Here is a 25,596-nt window from a genome sequence, read left to right as displayed (position 1 = left end):
GGAGTAGGGAGTAGGGAGTAGGGAGTAGGGAGTAGGGAGTAGGGAGTAGGGAGTAGGGAGTAGGGAGTAGGGAGTAGGGAGTAGGGAGTAGGATGGTCTCGGCGTCGTTTCAATCCTTCACTACTCACTACTCACTACTCACTACTCACCATTGCCTAACGCCTTCTCGGCTTCTGCCACCCAGTGTCCAGCAATCCAAGCCGGCCGAGTTCCCGGTCCACGGCCCGCGTCACGTCCTTGCGCTGCGCGCCGACGTCGCGCAACTGGCGATCCGACAGATCCTCCACGTCCTGGCGCGGCAGGTTGATGGCGACTTTCGCCTGGCGAAGCCAGTCCGTTACGGCATGCAACCAGTTCGAGCGAGCTGCTGGCGAGTTCAAAACGAAGATGGACATGATGCGCTCCCGTGTTCCGCCGGATATCAAATCCGGCTTGATGGTGTTTCGATGGATGCATCATGCCGCATTGAAATCCATGAGAGAAACGAGTAGTTCTTTTCGGATGGTCAAGTTTTATTTGAGGATACGTTGATGTCCGGTCTGTTGCCCGGAACGCGCGCGCTGAGGACTCTGGAAGCCGCCGCCCGCCACCTCAATTTCACCCGCGCTGCCGACGAGCTCGGGCTGACGCCGGCGGCGGTCAGCCATCAGATCAAGGAAATCGAGGATCAGCTCGGGCTGGTGCTGTTCACGCGAACCAGTCGTACCATCCGGTTGACCGAGGCAGGTACGGTGCTGTTCGAGGCCTCGATCGATGCGCTCGACCTGCTCAACCGGGCGGTGTCGCGGGCGCGCAAGCTGACGCGCGGCACGGCATTGCTGAAGGTAACGCTCGACGCGCAATTCGCGTCAAAATGGCTGATGCGGCGCGTCGACGATTTTCGCAAACTTCAGCCCAGTATCGAACTGAGGTTCGACATCGGCTACGAAGTGCGCGATTTCGAACTCGACGACGTCGATGTCGGCATCCGGTTCGGGGTCGGCAAGTATCCGGGGCTTCGCGCCCATCGCCTGTTCGACAACATCCTCATTCCGGTGTGCAGCCCGAGCCTGCTGACCTCCGGCCCGCCGCTGCGCGAACCGCGCGACCTCTTCAACCACACGCTTGCCCATATCGAATGGTCGCGCCAAGGCGTGACATGGCCGAACTGGCGCATGTGGATGGCGGCGGCCGGCATCAACGATTTCGACGACAGTCGGACTATCGTGTTTGGAACCTCTACCGATGCCGTGCAGGCGGCGCTCGACGGCAATGCCGTGGCGCTCGCCGAGTTCGCCATGGTGGCAAACGACCTTTCCCAGGGAAGGCTGGTGCAGCCCTTTGAACTCGGTCTGCGCGTGGGGCCGGAGTTCGGCTACTTCCTGGTCTATCCCGAGAGCACTGCCAACGATCCGCGCATCATCGCTTTCCGTGAATGGATCCTCGACGAAGTCGCCAGGACGCAGACCTGACGACTTCTGCAGGCCTCAGCCGGCGACCGGCGTCCCGAACCAGCCGATCACCGCGCCGATGATCAACAGCACGCCGAGCCAGTGGCCGCCGTCGATCAGGGTCAGGTCCCAGCCGAAATTCTCATAGCGATGGTTGGCCGTCAGCGTCGTGGCAACGAAACCCAGCCAGAGGACGAAGCCGAAGACCAGCCCTACGACAAGGACCGGCTCGCCGCCCGTCATCGCGCCGACGACCAAGGCCAAGACCAGCGCCATGATCAGCTCGGCGATGAAGGAGATGATGAAGGGCAATATTGATTTCTTTGACGTTGACGGATCGATCCTGGCCGCCCTCATCCAAGGCTTGCTGAGGGCCGTGTACCAGACGGCGCCAAACAGCCACGCCGCGACGGCCGCGACAGCCACCGCCAGCCAGTTCACCACTGAAAAATCCATAAAGTCCTCCCCTCAAGCATGCAGCCCAAAGCCTGACGGTTCTGGGATAACGACATGCGTATTCTTCAAATCAATGCGCGATGGAACGCCTGTTCGGCAATGCCGTCAAGCGAAGCGCCACACCGTGGTGCGCTTGACCAGGGTGTCCTCCAGCGCCCGCGTCACCGCCACTTCGTAGACGGCGAGCGGCTCCAGTCCCGCCTTCGGCATGTAGGAGCGGCCCGGATCGCCGACGAGGATGTCAGCGCCGCGCGCCTTCAGTGTCGAAAACCACGGCATCAGCGTGTCGGCGAAGGATTTGTCGTAGAAGACGTCGCCCGCCAGTACCACGTCCCAGCCGGCGTCGGTGCCGATGCAGTCCGTGCCGCAAAAGTCGATGGCAACGCCATTGGCCTCTGCGTTGAGGCGGATCGCCGTTTCGCAGAACGGGTCGCGGCGGCGATCACGTGCGCCGCACCCGCCTTGGCGGCGGCGACGGCGACAAGGCCGGAGCCGGAGGCGAAGTCGAGCACGCGTTTGCCCCGCACATCCGACGGATTGTCCAGCACGTAACGGGCAAGGCCCTGACCGCCGGCCCAGGCAAAGGCCCAGAACGGCGGCGGCAGGCCGATTTCGATCAGCTCGTTCTCCGTGCGCTGCCAGAGGTCATGCGCTTCGTCGGCAAGATTGAGGACAATCTCCGGCACATGCGGCGGCGACATAAGCGCCGTGTTGTCGAGAATGAACTTTTTCGCGCTGTTCGGCGTGAGGGCCGTCACGGAGCCGGCGTCAGGCCGCCCATGCGGCAGACTTCCTTCCATTCGGCCGGCGTCACCGGCTGTACGGAAAGCCGTCCAAGCCGCACCAGAGCCATCTCGGCGAGTTTCGGATTGGCCTTGACCTGTTCCAGCGTCGGCGGGTTCGGCACATCCTTGAAGGCTCGGATGTCGACGCATTCCCAGCGCGGATCGTCGGTGCTGGTATCCTGATGGGCAAGCGCGCAGACCTCGGCAATGCCGACGACGTTCAGCCCCTCATTGGAGTGATAGAAGAAGCCGAGATCGCCGATCTGCATCGCCTTCATGTTGTTGCGCGCTGCATAGTTGCGCACGCCGTCCCACTGCGTGCCGGCCTTGCCCTTGGCCTTCAGCGCCTCGAAGGAGAAGACCGAAGGTTCGGATTTGAACAGCCAGTAGTTCATGTCTTTGCTCCAACTACTATTTTTGCGCAATTCCGGACGGAAAACCGTTACACACTTTTCCTGGGATCGCTCTAGGCGCCGCCGGAACTAACTAGCCGCCGGCTTGTTGAAGGTCCAGTTCCACTGGCGGATTTCGACACTTTCGAACAGCCCGGCCTTGGCGTAGGGGTCGGCAGCCGACAGCGCCTGCGCACCGGCGAGGTCGGGCGCTTCCACGACGACGAGGCTGCCATTGGGCTTGCCCTCGGCGTCGAGGAACGGGCCGGCAAAGGCCAGTTTGTTGTCGGCGTTCAGGCGTTCGAGAAAGGCGACGTGGACCGGCCGCGTATCGACCCGCACCTGCAGGCTGCCCGGCTTGTCCTTGCAAATCAACGCAAACAGCATTTTTAAAACTCCGTTTTGGGATTGCGACAACAGCTCGCTTGAACTGCCGAAATCGCGGTTTTGCTTTTATGCTGGCTTCGGGTCAATGCCAAATGACGATCTCTCGACGCATTGAATCTCCGCTATGGCTCAAGCCAAGGCGTTGAAATAGTTGACAGTCCTGGGTTGATGAAAATCACAAACGCAACCCGCTTCGCCGAAAGAGTGGACGAAGGCGACAGGCTGCGTCGCGCACCACAACAGCGCACCAGCTTTGCTTGCCGCCGCCTATAAATCCACTACCGAGTATTTCGTAAATTCAAAAATAATCAATTTTCGATACGCAACACTCCAGCAAGTCAATTGTGAAATGGGCTGGTCTGCTCAGAACGCCTGAATAGAGGTCGCAATGGAGAGCATCGCGCGCAACACGACGGTTCGGATCGACGACGTCGCGCTTGCTTTCACGGCCGGCATGGGGACCGAGCGTGTTCTCGTCTCTGCAATCATTCCTTGCCTGAACGAGGAACTGACGCTCGGCATTTGCATTCGCAAAGCCTTCAATGCCTTCTCGATGCGCGGCATCAAGGGGGAAGTCGTCGTTGGCGACAATGGATCCGCGGACAAGTCGGTGGAGATTGCGCAAAAGCTGGGAGCGCGGGTCGTTCATCAGCCGGTAAAGGGCTATGGCGCGGCAATCAGTGCCGCGGTCGAAGCGGCCGAAGGCAAATATCTCATCATGGCGGATGCCGATGATTCCTACGATTGGAGCCAGCTCGGCGATTTCGTCGATGCGTTGGAACAGGGTGCGGAACTTGTGATGGGCGACCGGTTCGCCGGCGGGATCCAGCCGGGCGCCATGCCATCGTTGCATCGCTACCTCGGCAATCCTGTCCTTTCCACCATCGCTCGCTGTTTGCACAACTCTCCGGTCCGCGACTTCCATTGCGGCATGCGCGGTTTCACGCGCGAGGCATTTCTAAAAATCGGCGCGCGCTCGCCAGGGATGGAATTCGCTTCGGAAATGATCATCAATGCGCATCGCGCCGGGCTCGCCATTCGTGAAGTGCCGATCAAGCTCTACCCCGACAAGCGCAACCGCGCGCCGCATCTGCGTTCCTTCCGGGACGGTTGGCGACATCTGCGGCTGATCATAGCCCATGCGCCCGATACCATGTATCTCGTGCCTGGGCTGACCTTGTTGATCGCTGGCATTGCCGGCCTTGCCGTTCTCGCGGCTGGGCCTGTTCGCATCGGCGGATGGTACTTTGGAATTCACTTCGTCGCGCTTTCGGCCATGGCGACGTTGATTGGCCTTTCAGCGATCCTGTTCGGTATGCTGGCAAAGGTGGCAATCGCCATCTACCACCCGGTCTACAGCGGTCGAATTGTGCCATGGCTGACGCGCGGCCGGCCTTTGGAATGGCTGGTTTTTTTCCGGTGGCGTACTCGCGGCAACCGGCTTCGCGGCCGATGGTTCACTCGCGCTACATTGGATTCTTATTGGCGGCCCCATGGAGCAATCGGTGCACCTGACCTTTGTAGTCACCACCATCTGCGTGGCCGGCATGTCGATGGTGCTGTCCGGCTTCGTGCTCAAATTGCTGCTTGATACGTTGAGTAGCAGACGTGAGCTCTAGCCCTCCAGCAGCCTTGCGAGCGGAAATTCAAGCGGCAAGCGGCTCGGCCGCAAAGCCTTTTCTGTCGGTTGTCATGCCGGTCCATGACGGGGCGGCATGGATTGGAGCGACACTTGACTCGCTTGCTGCAGAGCCGAGCGATGGCCTGGAGATAATCATCATCGACAGCAGCCCGACAAACGCTACTTCCGCCATTGTCGAGCGATTTCTCCACCGGCCGGCCTTCCGGCTGCTGCGGCGAAAGGATCTAGCGCCCTGGCAGGCGAAGACCAATCTGGGCGTTGAGCTGGCCGCCGCCGACTATGTCTGCATACTCCACCAAGACGACCTTTGGTTGCCCGGGCGCATCGAGGCCACGCGACGCTGGCTCGAGGACCTGCCCGAAGCAGCGCTTCACTTGGCCCCGACTGCGATCGTCGACCGCCACGGCCGGGGAATGGGATGCTGGAACTGTCCCTTGCCGAGCGACAAGGTGCTCGAATCCGACTTCTTGCTGGAACGGCTTCTCGTACAGAATTTCGTGTCCGTGCCTGCTCCGATATTTCGTCGGAATGCGTGGCTGGCATGCGGGGGTATGGATGAGAGGCTCTGGTATACAGCTGATTGGGATATATGGGCGAAGCTCGCCGTTGCCGGACCCGTCATTTATCACCAGGAGATAACCACGGCCTTCCGGGTTCATGGCGATTCGCTGACCGTAACCGGATCGCGCGATGCGAACGAATTCCGTTCGCAAATGCAGACTGTCCTGGAGCGCCATTTGGACCGGCTTTCGGCGCGCAGCCGGCGCCGGATCGAATCTGCTGCTCGGGCATCGATCAGCGTTAATGTGTCGCTGGCGGCTGCGTCAGCCGGCGACTTGAAGGCCTTGCTTCGAGCCGCTCGTATTATGCTGTCGCTCGGGCCGACGGGATTGAGGCGCTATTTGCGCGATTCGCGGCTGCGTGAGCGTGTCATGTGCCGGCTTCGCGCGAAACTGACAGGAGCTTTCTGAGGCAATGTCCAGCTCTGTCAGGATCGCCGACATCCCAGTGGACCAGAGCGAAAGACCGCTTCTGGAACGGGGATGGCGGTACATTGTGGTGGGAGCGATATGCGCAATTGCGCACAATGTCATCATGATTACGGTCGATCAGCTGGGCAGGCACTACCTGCTGGGCATCATGATTTCATTCCTGGCGGTGACGCCGACCGGCTACGCTCTGCACAGCTGGTTCACCTTCGGCAAACCGCTACGCTTCAAGGCATTTGCGCGTTTTGCGGCAGGCGTGGCTGCGGCCTACCCGATCTCGGTAGCCATGATGGTGCTTCTCTGTTCCTGGCTTGGCCTTGGTGTTGCGATTGCGTCTCCGATCGCCACCGTCGCATTGCTCATCTGGAACGTTGTCGTTGCGCACCTGGCGATCTTGTCACGGTTCAATCTGCGGCCCGCCACCGCGCCGACGGCATCGTCTCGCCCAGCCACACAGCAATTTGCGGGAAACGAGGAATAAGAATGTTACCGCCAGGTCAGATCATACGCAGGGCTCTTGGCCGCCATTTCAAGCCGGTCGGAGACGTCTACCGTCGTGTTTTCGTCAATCTCAATGTAATCGCGGATTTTCTCGATCGCGAATTGCCGAACGGCGCGAAGGTTTTGGATATCGGCGGCGGCGATGGAGCGCTCGTCGACCGGCTGCTCGATCAGCGCCCCGACCTGAGGATTACGATGTGCGATCTCGCCCCTTCGATCGGTGCGTTTCTAAGCAACGCAAATCGGGCGAAGGTCGAACTTCTGCCCGCGACGGACCTTTCCAGCGTGCAAGGGTCTTACGATGTCGTCACGATTTCCGACGTCATTCATCATGTACCGGTGGATCGGCGCGAGGCGTTCTTCAAATCGCTGGCCAACAGTTGCGAACGCTGGGCCTGCCGGAAGATCATCCTCAAGGACATCGAGCCTGGTGGAATACGCGCCACCTTGTCGCTTCTTGCGGACCGGCACATTACCGGAGACAAGCATGTCGTCTTGTTTTCGCGTTCGGACTTCGCGGCCATGGCAAAGCGGCATTTCCCGACGGCAAAGAGAGTATCGGCATCACCGGACCGGCCGAATTATTGTGAACTGCTCAGCTGGTAGCAGATGGGTGGATCCCGGCGTGTCACGGGCGGTAAGCGCGGATCAACGACACGCTATTTGGTCGCGATGGTGCTGAGCATGCTGGCGATCCGGTGACTCTCCGGGCGATCGACCAGAAATTTATCGATAAACTTCAACGGGAATGTCAGCGTCAGGATTGCGGCTTTCGCTATCATGTAGCGGGTTCGGTTCTCTCGACCGATAACGACGCCGATATATTCTGAAAGGATGTTGACGATCGCGCTTGTCGGTCCTTGATGCGTCTGGACCTCCACCCTTGCGAACCGCTGCAGAAGCTGCTCGATCCCATCCTTTGTGAAGTTGCAGTAGTGGGCGGGATAGCCGTGATAGGGGAACAAGAAAGGGTTGATGCAGAGCAGCGTTCCGCCCGGCTTCAGGACACGGAACACTTCATCGACGACCGCTGCCGGATTGGGAACATGCTCGATCACGCTGTCCAGAATGACGACGTCAATGGAATCGCTCGCAAGCGGCGTGTGCTCGACATTAGCAACCAGATCGACGTTCGGGGTGGGGAACAGGTCAATGTTGAGGACATCGGGGCGGACGCGCCGTGCGCCGGAGCCGAACTCCACGACCATCGAGCCCTGAGGTATCGACGCAAGAAACGAATTCAGCGTGTCGTGAGGTGAATATTCGCTGGTGATGACCTGCTTCAGCGAATTGTACATTCGGGCGCGCGTGCTGGTACCGTCATACGCCTCTTCATGGAAGCTAGCGTCGAAGCCCTCCCTCACCGGCGACTCGACAAAGAACGGAACGCCTTTGTGCACGGGATAGGCGGCAGGGCAAGATTCGCAGGTCAGGGCAGCCGGGCTTGTGCCAAGCCTGGAATAGCAGACTGGGCAGACGAGGCCCGATGCCATCTTGGGTTGTAGCACGCGATGTCCTTTCAAGCCTCCGCATTGTCGCAGAGGCAGGTTGCCGTGTCTGAACGTAACGCTTCTTAGCAAGCAAAAGGCTAACAGCGGCTAAAGTCCGCTACGTATAGACAGGCTGGAGCGGAGCGCTGCAAGAATCCGAAGCGCGACGGCTTCAGTTCCGCACAGTGTCGGAAAATTAACTGCGGTGGAACCATGCTTCGCCAAGCGGAGCTGCCGGCCTCGAAGTTGTTGTCTGAGGATGAAGGGCGTTGTGCCCAGCGAGGCAGCACCCCTGGCGTTGGTCTGCCTGGGCACGATCGAGGGGGTTGTCTTGAATACGCAGGAGCCGGGACCAAACAAGCTGTTCGCTCTCGGGCAGCGCCCAACAACAACTTTTCTGCATATCCTGATCGCACTCAAGATCATCTTGCTGTTCGTTCTGGCTTGGAACATCCGCTTCGTCATGGATGAATTCGTCCAACTCGGATGGGCGAAATATTTCTCCAACGGCCTGTTCGATACGATCTGGCATCCCAAGGCGGTCGGCTATGCGGCTTTTTATGAGATTGCTCATCTGATCGGCTGGAGTGCCACGTCGATTCTGCTTGCTGGCCGCATGCAGACTGCATTGCTGGCCTGCGGGACGATCTCTTTGATCTACGCATGCGCTCGCGCTCTGGGCGAGGATCGCGTGCGCGCTTTGACGATCGTCCTCGTTCTCCTGTGCTTTTCGAATTTCATGGAGCGCATCTTTCGTACCATCGCCGAACCGCCGGCAGTGTTCTTCGCCGTGGCGGCGTTGCTGGTTGTCCTGCGCGCACCTGGGTTGAGGGCAAGGCAGCTTGTTGCCGCCGGCATGCTAAGTGGCCTTGCCTTCGTCATCACTCAGAAATCGGTCTACTTCAACGTTGCGCTCGGCATCGGCCTTGTTGCTGACGCAGCCTTGATGAGACGCTACGCAACAGGGGCGGTTCGCGGAGGGTGGCTCGTGCTTGGATGGGCCGTTCCGATAATCGTCTATTGCTTGATCTTCGGTGGAGGAGCCCCTGTTCTCGCGGCCAAAAACCTTATACTTGGCCCGGTCGAGATTGCGACGCGTGGAGGCGGTGACTATGGGGGACTGAGGCAGTTCGTGTTACAGACACTGGCGCGGAACGCCCTTCTTTACGGGATCTGTTTCTCCGGTATGGCCCTGTCACTGATGCGGATCATGAAACTCGATGGTCGAAGGCGAATTGCGCTGATCTTTTCACTCGTCATCACGGTGCTGGTATTCACGCACGACCAGCCCTGGCCTTATGTCTTCATCATGGCGTTGCCGTTCGTTGCGCTCTGGTCGTTGGAGCTTCTCGACAGCACCGCAACCCACGCGCGCTACCGGGTTCCTGTCCTCGCGGTGCTGATCACAGCCATCGCCATGAGCTACGCGAGCAATGTCGTTTACCTACGCCTCAACAATCAGACCCAGCTTGAACTGGTCTCGCGCGCGGAATCTTTGCTCGCACCGGATGAGAAGTATTTCGACGGCATCGCCATGCTGCCCAATCGACAGGAGCCCTCCACACTCTGGCTCGACCAGCATTATGTCTTGAAAACATTGCAGGAAGGCAGGCAATCGGAAGCCTACAAAGTTCTCTCGGATTCCCCGCCCAAGATGGTCCTCTGGTCATATCGCATGGATTTGATCGATACCGTCATCGCGCCTCTCATCCGCGACAGCTACGTCCAGATCGCTCCCAACATCAGAATGGCTGGTCGTCGCCTCTATTCCGGTCGTCCGGTCGTTTTCAAGGTGCCTGTCGCCGGACGATACAGCCTGTACACGACCAGCGGGGAGCTTGCAGACGGCGAGGTCGAGATAAACGGCACCTCGCATTCTTCGCCCCTATCCTTGGAGGCAGGTACCAGCGACGTTGTCCTGCGCAACGGTCCAGCCGAGGCACTGCTGCTGCCGGAACGTGACTATGAAAACCGCATCGTGCCTGGCGGGGACAATGCCGAGCTGTTCACGGGAGTTTACAATTAAATACCGGTTTCGGTCTTCAGCGGCCGGGTCATCAATGCCGTGACAGCCTGCCGAATGGTGATCGTGCCGTCCAGTATCGCCGACACCGCAGCGATGATCGGCGCGTCGATGTCGCGCTCGGTGGCGATGCGGGCGGCGATCGCCGCCGTCGGCACGCCTTCGGCGAGCGGCAGTCCGGCCAAGGGCTTGCCTTGCCCCAGCGCCAGCCCATAGGCGAAATTGCGCGACTGGGCCGAAGAGCAGGTGAGCAAAAGGTCGCCGAGGCCGGAAAGCCCCATCAGCGTCTCCGGCTTGGCGCCGAAGGATGCCCCGATGCGGCGCAGTTCGACGAAGCCGCGTGTCACCATGGCGGCCTGCGCGCTGGCGCCGAGCCCAGCGCCGGTGACGGCGCCAGCGGCAATGGCGAAGACATTCTTCAAAGCGCCACCAATCTCGACGCCGATCAAATCGTCGCTGGAATAGCAGCGCAGATTCTGCGCCGAAAAGCGCGCGGCAAGCTCGGCCGCCAAGGCGTCGTCGGGGGCAGCAACCACGACAGCGGTCGGCAGACCCCTGGCCACATCGGCGGCAAAGCTCGGACCGGACAAGGCCGAAACCGGAGTTTCGGGCAGGATCTCACCAACGATCGCCGACAGCAGCGCGCCGGTGTCGCGCTCGATGCCTTTGGCGCAGAGAACCAGCGGGATGCCTTTCGGCATATGGGGCTTTGCCGTCGTCAGCATGGCGCGCAGCGCCTGCGCCGGCGCCACGGCCAGCGCGCAATCGGCATCGGTCAGGGCCGTGCCGATATCGCTCGTCGCCGCAATGCCTGTTTCAATGGCGATGCCGGGGAGATAACGCGGGTTCTCGCCGCGGCGGATCGCGGAAACAGTCTCTTCGTCGCGGGCGTAGAGCCGGACATCGTGACCGGCGCGCAGCATCGCCAGCGCCAGCGCCGTGCCCCAGGCGCCGCCGCCGAGCACGGCGACGCGCCAGCCGGTTCTGTCCCTGCCGCTTGTGTTGCCGGCGCTCATGCTTTTGCTCCGCGCCGGCCGGAGCCGACCATCGGGGCCGAAATGCTGTCCAGCGGCCAGCGCGAACGCGGCACGAAATCGAAGCCGTTCTCTTGAGACAGGCCTGCCCGCAACCGCTCGATGCCGGCCCAGGCGATCATCGCCGCGTTGTCGGTGCACAGTTTGAGCGGCGGCGCGACAAAGGCGAAGCCGGCCTCGGCGCACTGCTTCTGCAGCGTCGCCTTGATCGCTCTGTTGGCGGCGACGCCACCGGCAACGACCAGCGCCGGCTCGGCCTTGTCCGGAAATTCGTCGCGGAAGCGGGCCAGCGCGCGGGCCACGCGGTCGCCAAGTACGTCGGCTACCGCCGCCTGGAACGAAGCGCAGATGTCGGCGACATCCTGCTCGCTTAGCGGCTGGATGGCGGTCGCCGCCTGGCGCACGGCGGTCTTGAGGCCGGAGAAGGAGAAATCGGGCTGCGCCGAGCCCCTCATCGGCCGCGGAAAGGCAAAGCGCGTCGCATCGCCCGACATTGCCGCCTTTTCGACGTTCGGGCCGCCGGGATAGGGCAGGCCGAGCATTTTGGCCGTCTTGTCGAAAGCTTCGCCGAGCGCGTCGTCGATGGTCGTCGCCCAGCGCTGGTAGTCGCCGACGCCGCGCACGGCGACGATCTGGGTGTGGCCGCCGGAAACCAGCAGCAGCAAATAGGGAAAGTCGAGCCCGTCGGTCAGCCTTGCGGTCAGTGCGTGGCCTTCGAGATGGTTGATGGCGATCAGCGGCTTGCCGGCGGCCGCTGCAATCGCCTTGGCCGTCATCAGGCCGACGATCAGCCCGCCGACCAGGCCGGGGCCCGCAGTGGCGGCAATGGCGTCGATGTCGGCCAGGGCTACGCCCGAATCCGCAAGAGCGGCCTCGACAATGCCGTCCAGCGCCTCGACATGGGCGCGCGCGGCGATCTCCGGCACGACGCCGCCGAAGGCGGCGTGCTCCTCGATCTGGCTGAGCACGATGTTGGACGCAATCACCGGCACGGAATCGCCGTCCAGCGTCACCACGCTGGCGGCGGTCTCGTCGCAACTCGTCTCAATGCCCAGAACGCGGATCAATTCGTCGCTATCTCCAGAGATTGTGTCGCCGGACTTTCCTAGTTAGTAGAGGCGGGCCTCGCTAGGGAGAGCGCCGGCAACGCAAAGCCAGCCGGGGGTTATCACGGACCGCGCGCCATGCAAACTTTGAAAATCGGAACACGCGGCAGCCCGCTGGCGCTCGCCCAGGCGCATGAAACGCAGGCGCGGCTGATGGAAGCGCACGGCATGCCGGCGGAAGCCTTCGAGGTCGTCGTCATTTCGACCAGCGGCGACCGCATCCAGGACCGGCCGCTGTCGGAAGCCGGCGGCAAGGGCCTGTTCACCAAGGAAATCGAAGAGGCGCTGCTGGCCGGCACGATCGATATCGCCGTGCATTCCTCCAAGGATATGCCGACAGTGCTGCCGGACGGGCTGGAGCTGTCCGCCTTCCTGCCGCGCGAGGATGCGCGGGACGCCTTCATCGGAAAGGCGGTGAAGCGCATTGTTGATTTGCCGCAAGGCGCCAAGGTCGGGTCGTCTTCGCTCAGGCGCCAGGCGCTGATCCGGCGCATGCGGCCGGACCTAGACGTGGTCATGTTCCGCGGCAATGTGCAGACCAGGCTGCGCAAGCTGGAGGAAGGCGTCGCCGAAGGCACGATCCTCGCCTATGCCGGGCTGAAGCGGCTCGGGCTCGGCCATGTCGTCACCGATCTGATGCCGCTCGATGCCTTTCCGCCGGCGCCGGGACAAGGCGCAATCGGCATCGAAACCCGCATCGGCGACAGCGAGGTCGAAAAGATGCTGGTGGCCATCCATGATGTGCCGACAGGCCAGGCGCTGGCCTGTGAGCGCGCCTTCCTGGCGGCGCTCGACGGCTCCTGCCGCACGCCGATCGCCGGCTATGCGACGATCTCGGGCGGCAGGCTGGTTTTCGCCGGGCTGATCATTTCGCCCGATGGCACGCAATCGCATGAGGTCAAAGCCGAAGGCTTGGCGCTGGATGCCGCTGACATCGGCACGGACGCGGCCAGGATGGTGCGGGTCAAAGCGGGCGAAACCTTCTTCGACGGCTGGGTCTGATATGCGTGTCCTGGTGACGCGGCCGCAACCTGGGGCGTCGCGAACCATGCGGCGGCTGCAGGAATTGGGATTTGAGCCGCTCCTTCTGCCGCTGACCGAAACGGTGACACTGCGGGTTGGCGCCGATGCTGCGAGCGACAATGCCGTGGCCGTCGCTGTGACCAGCGCAAATGCGGTGCGGCATGCGCCGAAAGAACTCATTCGTGCGCTCGCCGCCTTGCCTTGCCATGCCGTCGGACGCAGGACGGCTGAAGCGGCACGTTCGACAGGGTTCTTGTCGGTCAGCGAAGGGGCGGGCGACGCCGAGCGGCTGGCCGAGGCGATTGCTGCCGGCCTTTCCGGCAAGGCGGTCGTCTATCTCACAGGGCGCGTGCGGTTTCCGGCATTCGAGGCGCGGCTGCGAAAGGCCGGCGTCGAGGTCCGCACCGTCGAAACCTACGACACGATTTCGCTCGATTATTCCGATGCTGAAATCCGTACACGCCTGTCCGATCAGGCGGTCGACGCGGTGCTGCTCTATTCAGCCAAGGCGGCGGCAGCGTTGCAGGCCTTGGCCCGCCGGGCGGAACTGCGCGATCTCTTTGAAAACATGCAGGCTTTTGCGCTCTCCGAGCGCGTGGCAGCGGCGTTTGACAATGCCGCCGGCAAAAAAATACGCATTGCGCGGGAACCGCAGGAGGAGGCGCTGCTTGAGCTGTTGCACCGCGGCGACTGAGCGCCGTGTCATCACGCCGCCCCTTTTCACCTGATGATGATGTGCTAGACCATTTTTCAAACCATCACGCGCCGTCGGGCGCCCAGACGAAGCAGGATTGCGGAGCCCAGGCATGGTCAAGACGCCGAAGATGCGACATTCGAAAAGCCGCCGCGAGCCGGTGACCATCGAACTCGAACCCGGCGCTGTCTCGCGCATTGCCGATGCGGATGCCGCCAAGACGGATGTCGCCAACTCGGACGACGTTGGGGCCCCGGCAGAATCGGTTGCGGCCGAGGATGCGGCTGCCATGGCCAATGCGCAGCCGGAGACGCCTGACGAGCCCGTTCATGCCGATCAAGCCGATCTCGAGCCGTGGGAGCACTCCGACGCCGCGGCGCAGGCCGCTCCCGAAAGCGCCGATGCCAAGGCGTCCACCCAGGCGGAGCAGCCTTACCCCACCGCTTCGGATGCGCCACCGCGCGCCAGAACCTCCGACTACAGTTTCGAGGATGCCTCGCCCAAGCCGGGTGCACCCAAGGAAACCCCAAGGACAGCCGGGAACCAGCCCATGGCCGCGCAACCGAAGCGCACGAGCGGCATTGCCGCCGGCATCATCGGCGGTGTCATCGCGCTGGCTGCCGCCGGCGGGCTGCAGTTTGCCGGCGTGCTTGGCGCTCCGGGCTCAGGGGCGGGCACGGTCTCGCTCGACGGCGTCAATGGCGAGATCGCTTCGCTGAAGCGCGAAATCGCCGACCTCAGGGAAGCCAGCGGCAATGGCGCCGCAACGGCCAAGGTCGACGGGCTGTCTTCGGCGCTGGATCAGGTCAAGGCCGATGTCGCATCGCTGAAATCGGCGGTCGAAAGGGGCGGCGCCGGCGACAATGCCGGGCTTGCCTCGCTTGGCGACAAGGTCAAGCAGATCGAGACCGCGGTCGCCGCCCTTGGCCAGGCCGGTGGTGCAGCGCCCGTCGATCTCGCGCCGCTCAATGAAAGACTGGCGGGCCTCGACGCGCTGGTGAAATCGGCCGGCGAGGCAGCCAAGGCGCAGGAAGGCAAGATCGCCGCGCTGGAGCAGTCGGTGACGCAACTCGCCGGCAAGGTCGATGCGCAGGCCTCGCAGCCAAAGATCGCGATGGCCATCGCCGCTTCGGCCTTGAAGGCGGCGCTTGACCGCGGCGCGCCGTTCGCCGCCGAGTTGGAGACCTTCGCAGCGATCTCGCCCGATGCACCGCAGATTGCGGCGCTGCGCCCCTACGCTGAAAAGGGCGTCCCAACCCGCACCGAGATCGCCGGCGAGGCCGACGCCGCGGCCAATGCGATGGTCGCGGCGGCGACGCCGGTCGATGAAAATGCCGGCTTCTTCCAGAACCTTTTGTCGAGCGCCGAATCGCTGGTCAAGGTTCGGCCGATCGGCGCCGTCGAAGGCGCCGGCGCGCCGGAAACCGTGGCGCGCATCGAAGTGGCGGTCAATCAGGGCGACTACGCCAAGGCGCTCAGCGAATACGCAACGCTGCCGGATGCGGTCAAGGCCGCCGGCGCCGACTTTGCCGGCAAACTGAAGGCGCGCATCGACGTCGAGACGCAGGTCGACGCGCTGATTGCAGGTGCGATGAAGGCATGAGGACGACACGATGATCCGCATTCTCATCTTTCTCGGCGCCGTCTTCGCGCTCGGTCTTGGCTTTGCCTGGCTGGCCGATCGTCCCGGCGAGATGGTCGTCACCTTCAACGGTTACCAATACCAGGTCAGCCTGATGGTGGCTGCGGTGGCGATCGTTGCCGTCGTCGCAGCGGTGATGATCGTCTGGTGGCTGATCAAGTCGCTGTGGAACAGCCCATACACGATCTCGCGCTATTTCCGCGTCCGCCGCCGCGACCGTGGCTATCAGGCGCTGTCGACCGGCATGATCGCAGCCGGCGCCGGCGATGGCGCGCTGGCCCGCAAGAAGTCCAAGGAAGCCGCCAAACTGATCCGCTCCGACCAGGAGCCGCTGATCCAGCTGCTCGAAGCGCAAGCCTCGCTGCTCGAAGGCGACCATGAGGGCGCGCGCGAAAAATTCGAGGCGATGCTCGACGATCCCGAAATGCGGCTGCTTGGCCTGCGCGGGCTCTATCTCGAAGCCGAGCGGCTCGGCGACCGCAACGCGGCGCGTCACTATGCCGGGCGCGCCGCTTCCGTCGCGCCGCAACTGGCTTGGGCCGCCGAATCGACGCTGGAGGATCTGACCGGGCGCGGCGACTGGGACGGCGCGCTGAAGCTGGTGGAGGCGCAGAAGTCGACCAGGCAGATCGAACGCGACGCCGCCAATCGCCGCCGCGCCGTGCTGTTGACCGCCAAGGCGCAGGCGCTGACCGACAGCGACCCCAATGCAGCCAAGACAGCGGCACTCGAGGCCAACAAGCTCGCGCCCGATTTCGCACCGGCCGCGGTTGCAGCCGCCAATCTTCTGTTCAAACAGAACGATGTGCGCAAAGGCTCGAAGATCCTTGAGGCAGCCTGGAAGGCGGAGCCGCATCCCGAGATCGCCGAGCTCTACACCCATGCAAGGCCGGGAGATGCCGTGGTCGATCGTCTCAACCGGGCGAAGAAGCTGCAGGAGCTGAAGCGCAACAATGCCGAATCGTCGATGACGGTGGCGCGCGCCGCGCTCGATGCGCAGGATTTTTCCACCGCCCGCCGGGAGGCGGAAGCGGCGATCCGCATGGATCGCCGGGAAGGCGCTTACCTGCTGCTGGCCGATATCGAGGAGGCAGAGACCGGCGACCAGGGCAAGATCAGGCAATTGCTGTCCAAGGCGGTCAGGGCGCCGCGCGATCCGGCCTGGGTCGCCGACGGCGTCGTCTCCGAACGCTGGGCGCCGGTATCGCCGGTCAGCGGCAAGCTCGACGCTTTCGCCTGGCGCGCACCGATGGAGCGGCTGGGTCAGCTCATCGACAGCCATGAAGACGAAGCCGATGTGCCGGTGCTTGCGGCACCCGCCAAGCCGGCAAAGGAAGCCGAAGTGATCGATCATCCCGCCGTTGCCAAGACGATCAGCGAGGCGCCGACCGAGCCGAAGCCCGCTGTGGGCGATGACCAGGTCACGCCGGTCACCGCCGCCGCTTTCGCCGCAATACCAAACGACGCCGAACCCGTCGAACCTGCCGAGGAACTGGCGCGGCTGCCCGACGACCCCGGCGTCGACCCCGATGACGAAGCGGAGAAGTCACCGCGCCGCTTCCGCCTGTTTTGATCCCTGAAGCATGATCCCAAAAAGTGGATACCGGTTTTTGGAAAAGATCATGCTCCAATAATGTGAAGTGAGCACCATGTTCGAACGCGTCCTGGCCTTTCTGAAAGACCTGCCCTCCGGGGCTGGGGCTCGCGCCAATGCGGACGATCCGCGCGTTGCGGCGTCGGCTTTGCTCTATCATGTGATGAATGCCGACGGCGTGCGCCAGGATGTCGAGTGGGAGCGGTTCAAGCAGGTGCTGGCGCAGAGCTATTCGATCAGCGGCGACGAACTCGATGCACTGGCTGCCGCCGGCGAGCGCGCCGACAATGAGGCGATCGACCTCTATGCCTTCACCAGCGTCTTGAAGCGCCATCTCGACGCCGAGGCGCGCAAGGCTTTCATCGGCCTGATGTGGGAAATCGTCTATGCCGATGGCGAACTGCACGAGTTGGAGGACAACACCGTCTGGCGCGTCGCCGAACTGATCGGCGTCGAGCGCCACGACCGCGTCGAGGCGCGCCGCAAGGCGGCGGCCGCCGCGCCCGGCGCCAGCGGAACGTCGAGCGACGAATAGGATTCCGCCTTTCCATGCCGCCCAGACCGAGCTCGAAACCAAAAATCCTGATCGTGCTGCATCAGGAGACTTCGAGCCCCGGCCGGGTTGGCCACATGCTGCTCGAGGAAGGTTTCGACCTCGACATCCGCCGGCCGCCTCTCGGCGACAGCCTGCCGGAGACGCTGGAGGGACACGCCGGCGCCGTGGTGTTCGGCGGGCCGATGAGCGCCAATGACGAAGATGAGTTCGTCCGCCGCGAGACCAACTGGCTCAATGTTCCGCTAAAGGAGAACCGGCCCTTCCTCGGCATCTGCCTTGGCGCGCAGATGCTGGCCAATCATCTCGGCGGCAAGGTCGAGGGGCATGGCGAGGGGCTGGTCGAGATCGGCTGGTATCCGCTGAAGCCGACCGAGGCCGGCAAGAAACTGCTGCCTTGGCCCGACATGGTCTACCAGTTTCACCGCGAAGGCTTTTCGCTGCCCAGGGATGCGACGCTGCTGGCGACGGCGGAAACCTACCCCAACCAGGCTTTTCGCTATGGCGACAATGCCTGGGGCATCCAGTTCCATGGCGAACTGACCCGGTTGATGATGCAGCGCTGGGTGGTGCGCGGCGCGCACCGTTTCGAATTGCCCGGCGCGCAGCCCGGCCGCGACCATCTCGGCGGCCGGCTGATCTGGGATATGCACCTCAAGCGCTGGCTGAGCGAATTTTTGAGCCTGATCTTCGGCAAGCCTACTGAGGGATAGAGCAAAATCCAACTACTCTGAACGGCCGAGCTTGCCAAAGACGACTTACCTCTGGGAGGCGTGTACGATGGATCCGGGACCTTAGCCCGTTCCCGCAGATTTGGATTGCGCCCCAAACACTCCGATGGATCGAAAAACTCCGTGGCGCATTTAAGCTTCGGCTAATAACGGCCCCAGGAGAGAACCAATGAAGAAGACGCTGCTCATTTTGAGCCTACTCATTCCGCTCGCGGCATGCTCCCGCACCGAACAAGGCGCTGCCGTCGGTGGTTTGGGTGGCGCAGCTGTAGGCGCAGCAGTGGCCGGCGACCCGGTAAAAGGGGCGGTTGTTGGCGGGGCGGTCGGAGCGCTGGCCGGGGCGGTCATCGGGCACGCCAGCGAAGCCGGCCAGTGCAGATATCGCGGTCGGAACGGTCGAGTTTACGTTGCTCAGTGCCCGGACGGCTACTGATCTCAAAGGCGCGTGATCTCTTTCGATCACGCGCCTGCTCGGGGTAGGATAACTGAATGGCATATAACAGCAAAAGACTGCTGGCTTTCTGGTTAGCCGTTGTCAGCGCTGTCGCGATAAACGCCGAACTTTCGACCGCGGCCTTGGCCGCACCTGTAGAAGCGAAGACGATTGCCGATCACTTCTCATCGGTAAAGTCCATGTCCGGGGACTTTGTCCAGTCGGGCCCAAGAGCGGAAAGGACCAAAGGGAAATTTTTCCTCCAGCGGCCGGGCAAGATCCGGTTCAACTATGCAGGCCAATCAGGGGTCAGCGTAATTGCAGATGGAAAATCCTTGGTGGTCTATAACAAGAAGCTCAAGACATCGCGGCTTTATGCTCTCTCGAAGACGCCGCTCAAGCTGCTCCTCGACAATCAGGTCGACTTTTCCGGCAATCGCCTCAAAAGTATCAGGGACGATGGCGCCCAGGTGATCATCAGGCTGGCCGACAAGTCGGCCTTCGGCAATTCGAATATCACTATGGTGTTTGACAGGGAATCGCTCGATCTACGCAGATGGACCCTGACTGACGAGAGGGGCCTTACCTCGACAGTCACCATATCCAACGTGAAGCAGGGCGTTCGCGCTCCTGCGGGCACCTTCACTATCGACTATGCTGCAAACCGTGAATTCAACACCAAAACGAAATAGTCGGCAGCGCCACGAACTGCCCGTGTAACACTACTCGGCGGCCGTCTCGGACGGCACCTCTGCCGGTGCCGAAGACTCGGCCTCGGCATGCGGCTTGCGCCGTGAGAACAGCGACCTGAGCGTGACGTAGAACACCGGCGTCAGGAACAGGCCGACGAAAGTGACGCCCAGCATGCCGGAGAACACCGCGGTGCCGAGCGACTGGCGCATTTCCGCGCCCGGGCCCGTCGCGATCATCAGCGGCACGACGCCGAGGATGAACGAGAAGGCGGTCATCAGGATCGGCCGCAGCCTGAGCCGGCAGGCTTCGACGGCAGCCTCGGCGGCCGACAGGCCGCGTTCCTGGGCCTGCCGCGCGAACTCGACGATCAGGATCGCGTTCTTGGCGGCAAGCCCGATCAGCACGATGAGGCCGATCTGCACGAGGATGTTGTTGTCCAGCCCTCGGAACGACACGCCGAGCAACGCCGCGAGCACGCCGAGCGGCACCACCAGCACGATGGCGAACGGCAGCACCCAGCTTTCATATTGCGCCGCCAGCGCCAGGAACACGAACAGCACCGACAGTCCGAAGATATAGACAGCGGCATTGCCGGTGTTACGCTCCTGATAGGCGAGTTCGGTCCATTCGTAGGAGGTACCGGCCGGCAACGTCTGTGCCGTGATCGCTTCCATCTTGGCAAGCGCATCGCCGGTGGAAACGCCGGGCGCGGCGTTGCCCTGCAGCGGCACCGAGACGTACATGTTGTAGCGCTGGACCAGCGCCGGGCCGGTGACGTCGCGGATCTCGATCAACGTGCCCAGCGGAACCAGCGCGCCGGTCGCCGAGCGCACCTTCAGTTTCAAGATGTCGGCGCGATCGAGGCGGAACGCCTGGTCGGCCTGCGCGCGCACCTGGTAGACGCGCCCGAAAGCGTTGAAGTCGTTGACGTAGGCGGTGCCCAGATTGATCGACAGCGTCTCGAAGATGTTGGGGATCGGCACGTTCAGGATGCGCGCCTTGTCGCGATCGATCGCCAGGAAGAATTGCGGGCTGGACGCGGAGAAAGTGGTGAACACGCCGGTCAGCCCCGCCGTCTTGTTGGCCTTGCCGGCAATTTCATAGGCAAGCGCCAATATCTGCCGCATGTCGGCGCTGTTGCGCTCCTGGATCTGCAGCTTGAAGCCGCCGGCATTGCCGACGCCGCGGATCGGCGGCGGCGGCAGTGCGATTATGAAGGCTTCCTTGATGCTTTGCAGGCTGCCGAACAGATTGCCGATGACCTGGGTCGCCGACTGGCCGGCTTCCAGTCGCTCGTCAAACGGCTTGAACCTGGCGAAGATCACGCCCGCGTTGCTGGCGTTGGTGAAGGTCGCGCCGGAGAAGCCGGCGAAGGCGACCGCGTAGTCGACGCCCGGTGTTTTCTGGATGATCTGCGACGCCTGCTGGATGACGGCATCGGTCCGCGATAGCGAGGCGCCGTCCGGCAACTGGACGACGACGATCGCATAGCCCTGGTCGAGCGACGGAATGAAACCGCGCGGCACCGTCTGAACCATATAGACCGTGGCGTAGATGAGGGCCGGGAAAACGGCCAGCGTGGCGGCGATCGCTATTCGCGAGCCGACCAGCACGCGCACGATGCTCGAATACCAATGGGCGACCTTGTCGAAGCCCCGATTGAAGCCGTCGGCGAGCGCCCGTCCGAACCGCGCCAGGAAAAAGCGCGGCGGCGCCGCAGCAGTGTGGTGCGGCTTGAACAGCAGCGCGGCCAAGGCCGGCGAGAGCGTCAGCGAATTGAATGCCGAGATCGCCGTCGACACCGCGATGGTGATCGCAAACTGCAGGTAGAACTGCCCGGAAATGCCGGGAATGAAGGCTGTCGGCACGAACACCGCTATCAGCACCAGCGAGATCGCGATGACCGCCGTTCCGACTTCGTCCATGGTCAGATGCGACGCCGGATTGGGCGCCAGCCCGCTGGCGATATTGCGCTCGACGTTCTCGACCACGACGATCGCATCGTCGACGACGATGCCGATGGCCAGCACGAGGCCGAACAGCGTCAGCATGTTGAGGGAGAAGCCGGCGGCGTAAAGCACCGCCAGCGTGCCGATCAGCGACACGGGGATCGCCACGATCGGCACGATCGCCATCCGCCACGATTGCAGGAAGACGATGATGACGATGATGACCAGCACCATCGCCTCGAGGATCGTCTTGTAGACCTCCTGGATCGACTCGGCGACGAACTCGGTCGGATTGTAGACGATGTCGTAGCTCAACCCCTTCGGGAAGTCCTGGGAAAGCTCCTTCATCTTGTCCTGGATCTCCGCGGCTGCGGCGAGCGCATTGGTGCCTGGCCGCTGGAAGATGGCGAGCGCCACCGCCGGTTTGCCGTTGAGATAGGAGTTGGTGACGTAATCCTTGGCGCCGAGCTCGATGCGCGCCACGTCCTGCAGCTGGATCAGGCGGCCGTCTTCGGCCGATTTGACGATCACGTATCGGAAGTCGCGTGCGTCGTTGAAGCGGCCTTGCGTGGTGACCGTGTACTGGAACGCCGTGCCGGTATTGGTCGGCGGCGCGCCGATGGAGCCGCCCGACACCTGGACGTTCTGGTCGCGCAGCGCCTGCACCACATCGCCCGAGGTCATCCCCAGGGCGGACAGTTTTTCCGGATCGAGCCAGATGCGCAGCGAATATTCGCGTTCGCCAAAGATGATGAGGTCGCCGACGCCGTCCAACCTGAGCAGTATGTCGCGCACCCGCGAGCGGGCGTAGTTCGAGACGTAGAGCTGGTCGTAGGTATTGTCGGGCGACAGCATGTGCACGACCATCATCAGGTCGGGCGAGCTCTTGATGGTGGTGATGCCGAGGCGGCGGACTTCTTCGGGCAGGCGCGGCTCGGCGACCGACACGCGGTTCTGTACCAGCACCTGCGCCTGGTCGAGATCGGTGCCTAGCTTGAAGGTGATGGTCAGCGCCATCGCCCCGTCGCCGGACGAATAGGACGACATGTAAAGCATGCCCTCGACGCCGTTGATCTCCTGCTCGATCGGCGTTGCCACCGTCGCTGCGACCGTCTCGGCGTCGGCGCCCGGGTACTGGGCGCGAACGACGATGGTCGGCGGCGCGATCTCGGGATATTGCGCGATCGGCAGCTGGGTATAAGCAATCCCGCCGAGGATCAGGAGGACGATCGAAACCACCGATGCGAAGATCGGACGGTCGACGAAGAAATGGGCGAACCTCATTGCTGCAACCCGGCGGTCTCGACCTTGGGCGGCAACGTCACCATCTCGACTTTCACCTTGGTGCCGGGCCTGGCGTGCATCAGCCCGTTGACGATGATCGTCTCGTCGCCGGTCAGGCCCGCGCGGATCACCCGGTAGCCGTCGAGAAGCGGGCCGGTGCGCACGGGCTTCGCCGACACCATCCCGGCCTCATCCACCAGGTACACGATGCGGCGATCCTGATCGGCGCCGACCGCCTCGTCGGGCACCAGGACGCCGCTATGCGGCAGCGACCCCGGCACGTTGATGCGCCCGAACATGCCTGGCTGGAGAACGCCGTCGGCGTTGGCAAACCTTGCACGCACCCGCATGGTGCCGGTCGCGTTGTCGATCCGGTTCTCGGCAAAATCGAGCTTGCCCTTGAATACCGCCTCCGCGCGGTCGGCGACGCGAACCACCACCTCGAGCCCGCCGGCGCCTTCCTGCATGCTGCCGCCGCGCTCCTTCGCGTCGCGGGCGTAGCTGAAATACAGGCGCTCATCGACGTCGAAATAGAAGTCGATCGGATCGCGTGTGACGATAGTCGTCAGCAAGGTGGAATCCGGCTGCACGAGGTTGCCGACCGACACCAGCCGGCGGTCGATGCGGCCGGACAAGGGCGCCTTGATCTCGGTGAACTCCAGGTTCAGGTTGGCCGTCGTCAGCGCAGCCGTCGCGCCTTGCATCTGCGCCTGCGCCGAAAGGTATTCCCGCCGACGGTCGTCGACCGTCGCGGCCGAGATATTGCCGGTCTTGGCGAGTTCATCGGCGCGATCCAGCTGCATCTTGGAGAATTCGAGCAGGGACTTGGCGACGTCTACTTGCGACTTGGCGGCATCGTAGGCCGCCTGGTACGGACGCTGGTCGATGGTGAAGAGCAGGTCGCCCTTGTTGACCAGTGCGCCGTCCTGGAAGCTGATCTTGTCCAGATAGCCGCTGACGCGCGAACGGATGGCGACCTCGTCGACGGCTTCGAAGCGCCCGACGAACTCGTCGTCTTCGACGATTTCACGCACCACCGGCTTGGCCGCCGTCACCACCGGCAGTTGCTGGTCCTGCGCAAACGCGTTGCTGCTGAAAGCCATGCCGAGCAGGAATGCCACTGGGACGGCGGAGCGGGCCAGCCAGCCGACCGATCGGCTGGGTCGCCCGCTTGCGTCGCGATGCGATTGCCGATTCCCTGAAGTGTCCATTTGCGTCCCCGCTAGCTGGACCCGGAGGTCGGGTGGTTCTCTTCTATATTTAAGGTTTCTCGTCGAGACCAGAGCACTGCAGTATTGTGCATGGCAACATAATCATTTTCCATATGGACTGAAATGTCCACCCTGTGGCTGCCCCGCCTTCTGGCTAGTTCGCCCAGAACCGGCCCATCCGCTTCCGGCCCATCTCAGCCGTCATCGGCGCAAGCTGATTTGGACCGAGCGCCGGATCCTGCGGCTTACTCGATCAGTTGCGGCTGTTGAGATGCCGCACCCTTCGCAGTTGCGGAAACAGCACCGCCCACAGTCCGGCGACGGCAATCGCACCGACGCCGCCGATCACCACCGCCGGCACGGTGCCGATCAGCGCCGCCATGGTGCCGGCGCGGAACTCGCCGACTTCGTTGGAGGCGCCGACGAAGACCTGGTTGACGGCGTTGACGCGGCCGCGCACCTCGTCGGGTGTCCACAGCTGGATCAGCGTCTCCCTGATATAGACGCTGAACATGTCGGTGGCGCCGAGGCCGGCAAGGGCCAGGATCGACAGCCAGGTGATGGTCGAGACGCCGAACAGCACGGTGAAGGCGCCGAACCCGGCGACGAAGCCGAGCATGATCTTGCCGGCACTGTCGCGCAGCGGGTGCCCGGCAAGCCAGACCGCGACACAGATGGCGCCGATGCCGGGCGCCGAGCGCAGCAGGCCGAGGCCCCACGGGCCGAGTTCCAGAATATCGCGGGCATAGACCGGCAGCAGCGCCGAGGCACCGGACAGAAGCACGGCGAAGAGGTCGAGCGAGATGGCGCCCAGGACGATCTTCTCGCTCCAGATGTATCGGAAGCCGGCAAACAGCGTCTCCATCGTCGGCTTGTCGGTGGCGCTCTGCTGGGCCGGTTTCGGAATGGTGAAGATCAGCAGACCGGCCACCAGCATCAGCACGGAGGCAACGGCGTAAGCGGCTTCGGCCGAGACGCCATAGAGCAGGCCGCCGGCGACCGGGCCGACAATGGTCGCCGTTTGCCAGGCGGACGAGTTCCAGGCGATCGCATTGCCGAAATCTTCCGGCGGAACAAGGTTGGCGAACAGCGACGACGAGGCCGGCCCATAAAAAGCGCGCGCCAGGCCGAACATAGCCAGCACGATGAAGATCGGCAGCGGGCTGACGAGACCGCGCAGCGTGAAGTACAACAGGACAAGCGCACAACCTGCCTCGACTACCGTCGCCAGCGCCATGATCAGGCGGCGGCCGAAACGGTCGGCGACAACGCCGGTGACCAGCACCAGCAGCAGCGACGGCAGGAACTGGACGATGCCGACAATGCCGAGATCGAAGGGATCGCGCGTCAGATCATAGATCTGCCAGCCGACGGCGACGGACACGATCATGGTGGCGAAGGTGGTCAGGAAACGCGCCGCCCAATAGCTCAGGAAGGAGCGATGGCGGAAGGCGGCGTAACGCCGGTCAGGCGGTGTATGGGAATGGGATGTCATGGATACAGGCCCCGTTGCTTGCATTGGCCGGCGGGGCACTTCCCGGAAATGGGCGCTGT

Annotated in this window: 24 protein-coding genes and 1 pseudogene; 14 read left to right on the top strand and 11 right to left on the bottom strand. The window is 62.9% G+C overall.

What is annotated here, in order from left to right; all coding sequences use genetic code 11:
- Positions 1-155 precede the first annotated feature (155 nt).
- A complete protein-coding gene (locus NKJ75_RS29740; RefSeq protein ID WP_023670491.1) occupies positions 156-395 on the bottom strand; it encodes a hypothetical protein in 240 nt (79 codons plus the stop codon).
- 135 nt (positions 396-530) lie between these two features.
- Between NKJ75_RS29740 and gcvA the strand changes: the two genes are divergently transcribed.
- Entirely contained in the window at positions 531-1,451 is a 921-nt protein-coding gene (gcvA, locus tag NKJ75_RS29735) for a transcriptional regulator GcvA (protein ID WP_352500533.1), read from the top strand.
- A 15-nt stretch (positions 1,452-1,466) separates the two neighbouring features.
- On the opposite strand, the gene NKJ75_RS29730 is transcribed toward gcvA, so the two are convergent.
- The 4 genes and pseudogenes from NKJ75_RS29730 to NKJ75_RS29715 all read right to left on the bottom strand — a co-directional run bounded on the left by NKJ75_RS29730 (position 1,467) and on the right by NKJ75_RS29715 (position 3,450).
- Positions 1,467-1,886, bottom strand: a complete 420-nt coding sequence (locus NKJ75_RS29730; RefSeq protein WP_023736794.1) for a DUF1761 domain-containing protein — start codon at positions 1,884-1,886, stop codon at positions 1,467-1,469.
- 105 nt (positions 1,887-1,991) lie between these two features.
- Positions 1,992-2,686, bottom strand: a pseudogene (locus tag NKJ75_RS29725) (class I SAM-dependent methyltransferase).
- Positions 2,641-3,066 (bottom strand): EVE domain-containing protein, encoded by a 426-nt coding sequence (locus NKJ75_RS29720; protein ID WP_023826897.1) that lies wholly within the window; start codon positions 3,064-3,066, stop codon positions 2,641-2,643. Before NKJ75_RS29720 ends, NKJ75_RS29725 begins: the two are co-directional and overlap by 46 nt.
- Positions 3,067-3,153: 87 nt before the next feature.
- Positions 3,154-3,450, bottom strand: a complete 297-nt coding sequence (locus tag NKJ75_RS29715; protein ID WP_023687732.1) for a YciI-like protein — start codon at positions 3,448-3,450, stop codon at positions 3,154-3,156.
- Positions 3,451-3,838: 388 nt separating this feature from the next.
- Here NKJ75_RS29715 and NKJ75_RS29710 point away from each other — a divergent pair, with 388 nt between their 5' ends.
- The 4 genes from NKJ75_RS29710 to NKJ75_RS29695 are packed head-to-tail and all read left to right on the top strand — an operon-like array spanning position 3,839 to position 7,188.
- Positions 3,839-5,041, top strand: a complete 1,203-nt coding sequence (locus tag NKJ75_RS29710) for a glycosyltransferase family 2 protein (protein WP_352500532.1) — start codon at positions 3,839-3,841, stop codon at positions 5,039-5,041.
- A gap of 17 nt (positions 5,042-5,058) precedes the next feature.
- Entirely contained in the window at positions 5,059-6,063 is a 1,005-nt protein-coding gene (locus tag NKJ75_RS29705) for a glycosyltransferase (protein WP_023745396.1), read from the top strand.
- Between the two features lie 4 nt (positions 6,064-6,067).
- A complete protein-coding gene (locus NKJ75_RS29700) occupies positions 6,068-6,562 on the top strand; it encodes a GtrA family protein (RefSeq protein WP_081726168.1) in 495 nt (164 codons plus the stop codon).
- Positions 6,563-6,564: 2 nt separating this feature from the next.
- Positions 6,565-7,188 carry a class I SAM-dependent methyltransferase gene (locus NKJ75_RS29695; RefSeq protein ID WP_023745395.1) on the top strand — a complete coding sequence of 208 codons (624 nt, stop codon included), beginning with the start codon at positions 6,565-6,567 and terminating at the stop codon, positions 7,186-7,188.
- Positions 7,189-7,241: 53 nt separating this feature from the next.
- On the opposite strand, the gene NKJ75_RS29690 is transcribed toward NKJ75_RS29695, so the two are convergent.
- Positions 7,242-8,090: a methyltransferase domain-containing protein gene (locus NKJ75_RS29690; RefSeq protein ID WP_155923597.1), complete on the bottom strand. Its 849-nt coding sequence runs from the start codon at positions 8,088-8,090 to the stop codon at positions 7,242-7,244.
- A 313-nt stretch (positions 8,091-8,403) separates the two neighbouring features.
- Between NKJ75_RS29690 and NKJ75_RS29685 the strand changes: the two genes are divergently transcribed.
- Positions 8,404-10,098, top strand: a complete 1,695-nt coding sequence (locus NKJ75_RS29685; protein ID WP_352500531.1) for a DUF7056 domain-containing protein — start codon at positions 8,404-8,406, stop codon at positions 10,096-10,098.
- On the opposite strand, the gene NKJ75_RS29680 is transcribed toward NKJ75_RS29685, so the two are convergent.
- Together NKJ75_RS29680 and tsaD are read right to left on the bottom strand one after the other, a co-directional pair.
- Positions 10,095-11,111 carry an NAD(P)H-dependent glycerol-3-phosphate dehydrogenase gene (locus tag NKJ75_RS29680; protein ID WP_023745393.1) on the bottom strand — a complete coding sequence of 339 codons (1,017 nt, stop codon included), beginning with the start codon at positions 11,109-11,111 and terminating at the stop codon, positions 10,095-10,097. The genes NKJ75_RS29685 and NKJ75_RS29680 overlap by 4 nt on opposite strands.
- Positions 11,108-12,193: a tRNA (adenosine(37)-N6)-threonylcarbamoyltransferase complex transferase subunit TsaD gene (gene tsaD, locus NKJ75_RS29675; protein WP_196815009.1), complete on the bottom strand. Its 1,086-nt coding sequence runs from the start codon at positions 12,191-12,193 to the stop codon at positions 11,108-11,110. The genes NKJ75_RS29680 and tsaD overlap by 4 nt, the downstream gene beginning before the upstream one ends.
- 120 nt (positions 12,194-12,313) lie before the next feature.
- On the opposite strand from tsaD, the gene hemC reads away from it, so the two are divergent.
- The 8 genes from hemC (at position 12,314) to NKJ75_RS29635 (ending at position 19,597) form a co-directional block, all read left to right on the top strand.
- Positions 12,314-13,237, top strand: a complete 924-nt coding sequence (gene hemC / locus NKJ75_RS29670) for a hydroxymethylbilane synthase (RefSeq protein WP_023736796.1) — start codon at positions 12,314-12,316, stop codon at positions 13,235-13,237.
- A gap of 1 nt (position 13,238) precedes the next feature.
- The gene (locus NKJ75_RS29665) at positions 13,239-13,952 is read left to right on the top strand and encodes a uroporphyrinogen-III synthase (RefSeq protein WP_023745391.1); all 714 of its coding nucleotides are present in this window, start codon (positions 13,239-13,241) and stop codon (positions 13,950-13,952) included.
- A 112-nt stretch (positions 13,953-14,064) separates the two neighbouring features.
- Complete coding sequence (locus tag NKJ75_RS29660) at positions 14,065-15,555, top strand: COG4223 family protein (protein WP_023745390.1); 1,491 nt, start codon at positions 14,065-14,067, stop codon at positions 15,553-15,555.
- A 10-nt stretch (positions 15,556-15,565) separates the two neighbouring features.
- Positions 15,566-17,167, top strand: a complete 1,602-nt coding sequence (locus tag NKJ75_RS29655) for a heme biosynthesis protein HemY (RefSeq protein ID WP_352500530.1) — start codon at positions 15,566-15,568, stop codon at positions 17,165-17,167.
- A gap of 76 nt (positions 17,168-17,243) precedes the next feature.
- On the top strand, positions 17,244-17,723 hold the full coding sequence (locus NKJ75_RS29650; protein ID WP_023698391.1) for a tellurite resistance TerB family protein: 480 nt from the start codon (positions 17,244-17,246) through the stop codon (positions 17,721-17,723).
- Positions 17,724-17,737: 14 nt separating this feature from the next.
- A complete protein-coding gene (locus tag NKJ75_RS29645; RefSeq protein WP_023834670.1) occupies positions 17,738-18,454 on the top strand; it encodes a glutamine amidotransferase in 717 nt (238 codons plus the stop codon).
- A 187-nt stretch (positions 18,455-18,641) separates the two neighbouring features.
- Positions 18,642-18,905 (top strand): YMGG-like glycine zipper-containing protein, encoded by a 264-nt coding sequence (locus NKJ75_RS29640; RefSeq protein WP_023670477.1) that lies wholly within the window; start codon positions 18,642-18,644, stop codon positions 18,903-18,905.
- A 56-nt stretch (positions 18,906-18,961) separates the two neighbouring features.
- Positions 18,962-19,597, top strand: a complete 636-nt coding sequence (locus tag NKJ75_RS29635) for a LolA family protein (protein ID WP_023745389.1) — start codon at positions 18,962-18,964, stop codon at positions 19,595-19,597.
- Between the two features lie 30 nt (positions 19,598-19,627).
- On the opposite strand, the gene NKJ75_RS29630 is transcribed toward NKJ75_RS29635, so the two are convergent.
- The 3 genes from NKJ75_RS29630 to NKJ75_RS29620 all read right to left on the bottom strand — a co-directional run bounded on the left by NKJ75_RS29630 (position 19,628) and on the right by NKJ75_RS29620 (position 25,537).
- Positions 19,628-22,831: an efflux RND transporter permease subunit gene (locus tag NKJ75_RS29630; protein WP_352500529.1), complete on the bottom strand. Its 3,204-nt coding sequence runs from the start codon at positions 22,829-22,831 to the stop codon at positions 19,628-19,630.
- Positions 22,828-23,934, bottom strand: coding sequence for an efflux RND transporter periplasmic adaptor subunit (locus NKJ75_RS29625; RefSeq protein WP_023687741.1), 1,107 nt, complete (start codon positions 23,932-23,934; stop codon positions 22,828-22,830). The genes NKJ75_RS29630 and NKJ75_RS29625 overlap by 4 nt, the downstream gene beginning before the upstream one ends.
- 361 nt (positions 23,935-24,295) lie before the next feature.
- Positions 24,296-25,537 carry an MFS transporter gene (locus NKJ75_RS29620; protein WP_023670472.1) on the bottom strand — a complete coding sequence of 414 codons (1,242 nt, stop codon included), beginning with the start codon at positions 25,535-25,537 and terminating at the stop codon, positions 24,296-24,298.
- Between the last annotated feature and the right edge of the window lie 59 nt (positions 25,538-25,596).

This window comes from Mesorhizobium sp. M0058, from assembly GCF_040323095.1.
Taxonomy (GTDB): domain Bacteria; phylum Pseudomonadota; class Alphaproteobacteria; order Rhizobiales; family Rhizobiaceae; genus Mesorhizobium.
Note: the sequence above shows the minus strand (reverse complement) of the source record. Positions and strands in the feature narration are given on the sequence as shown.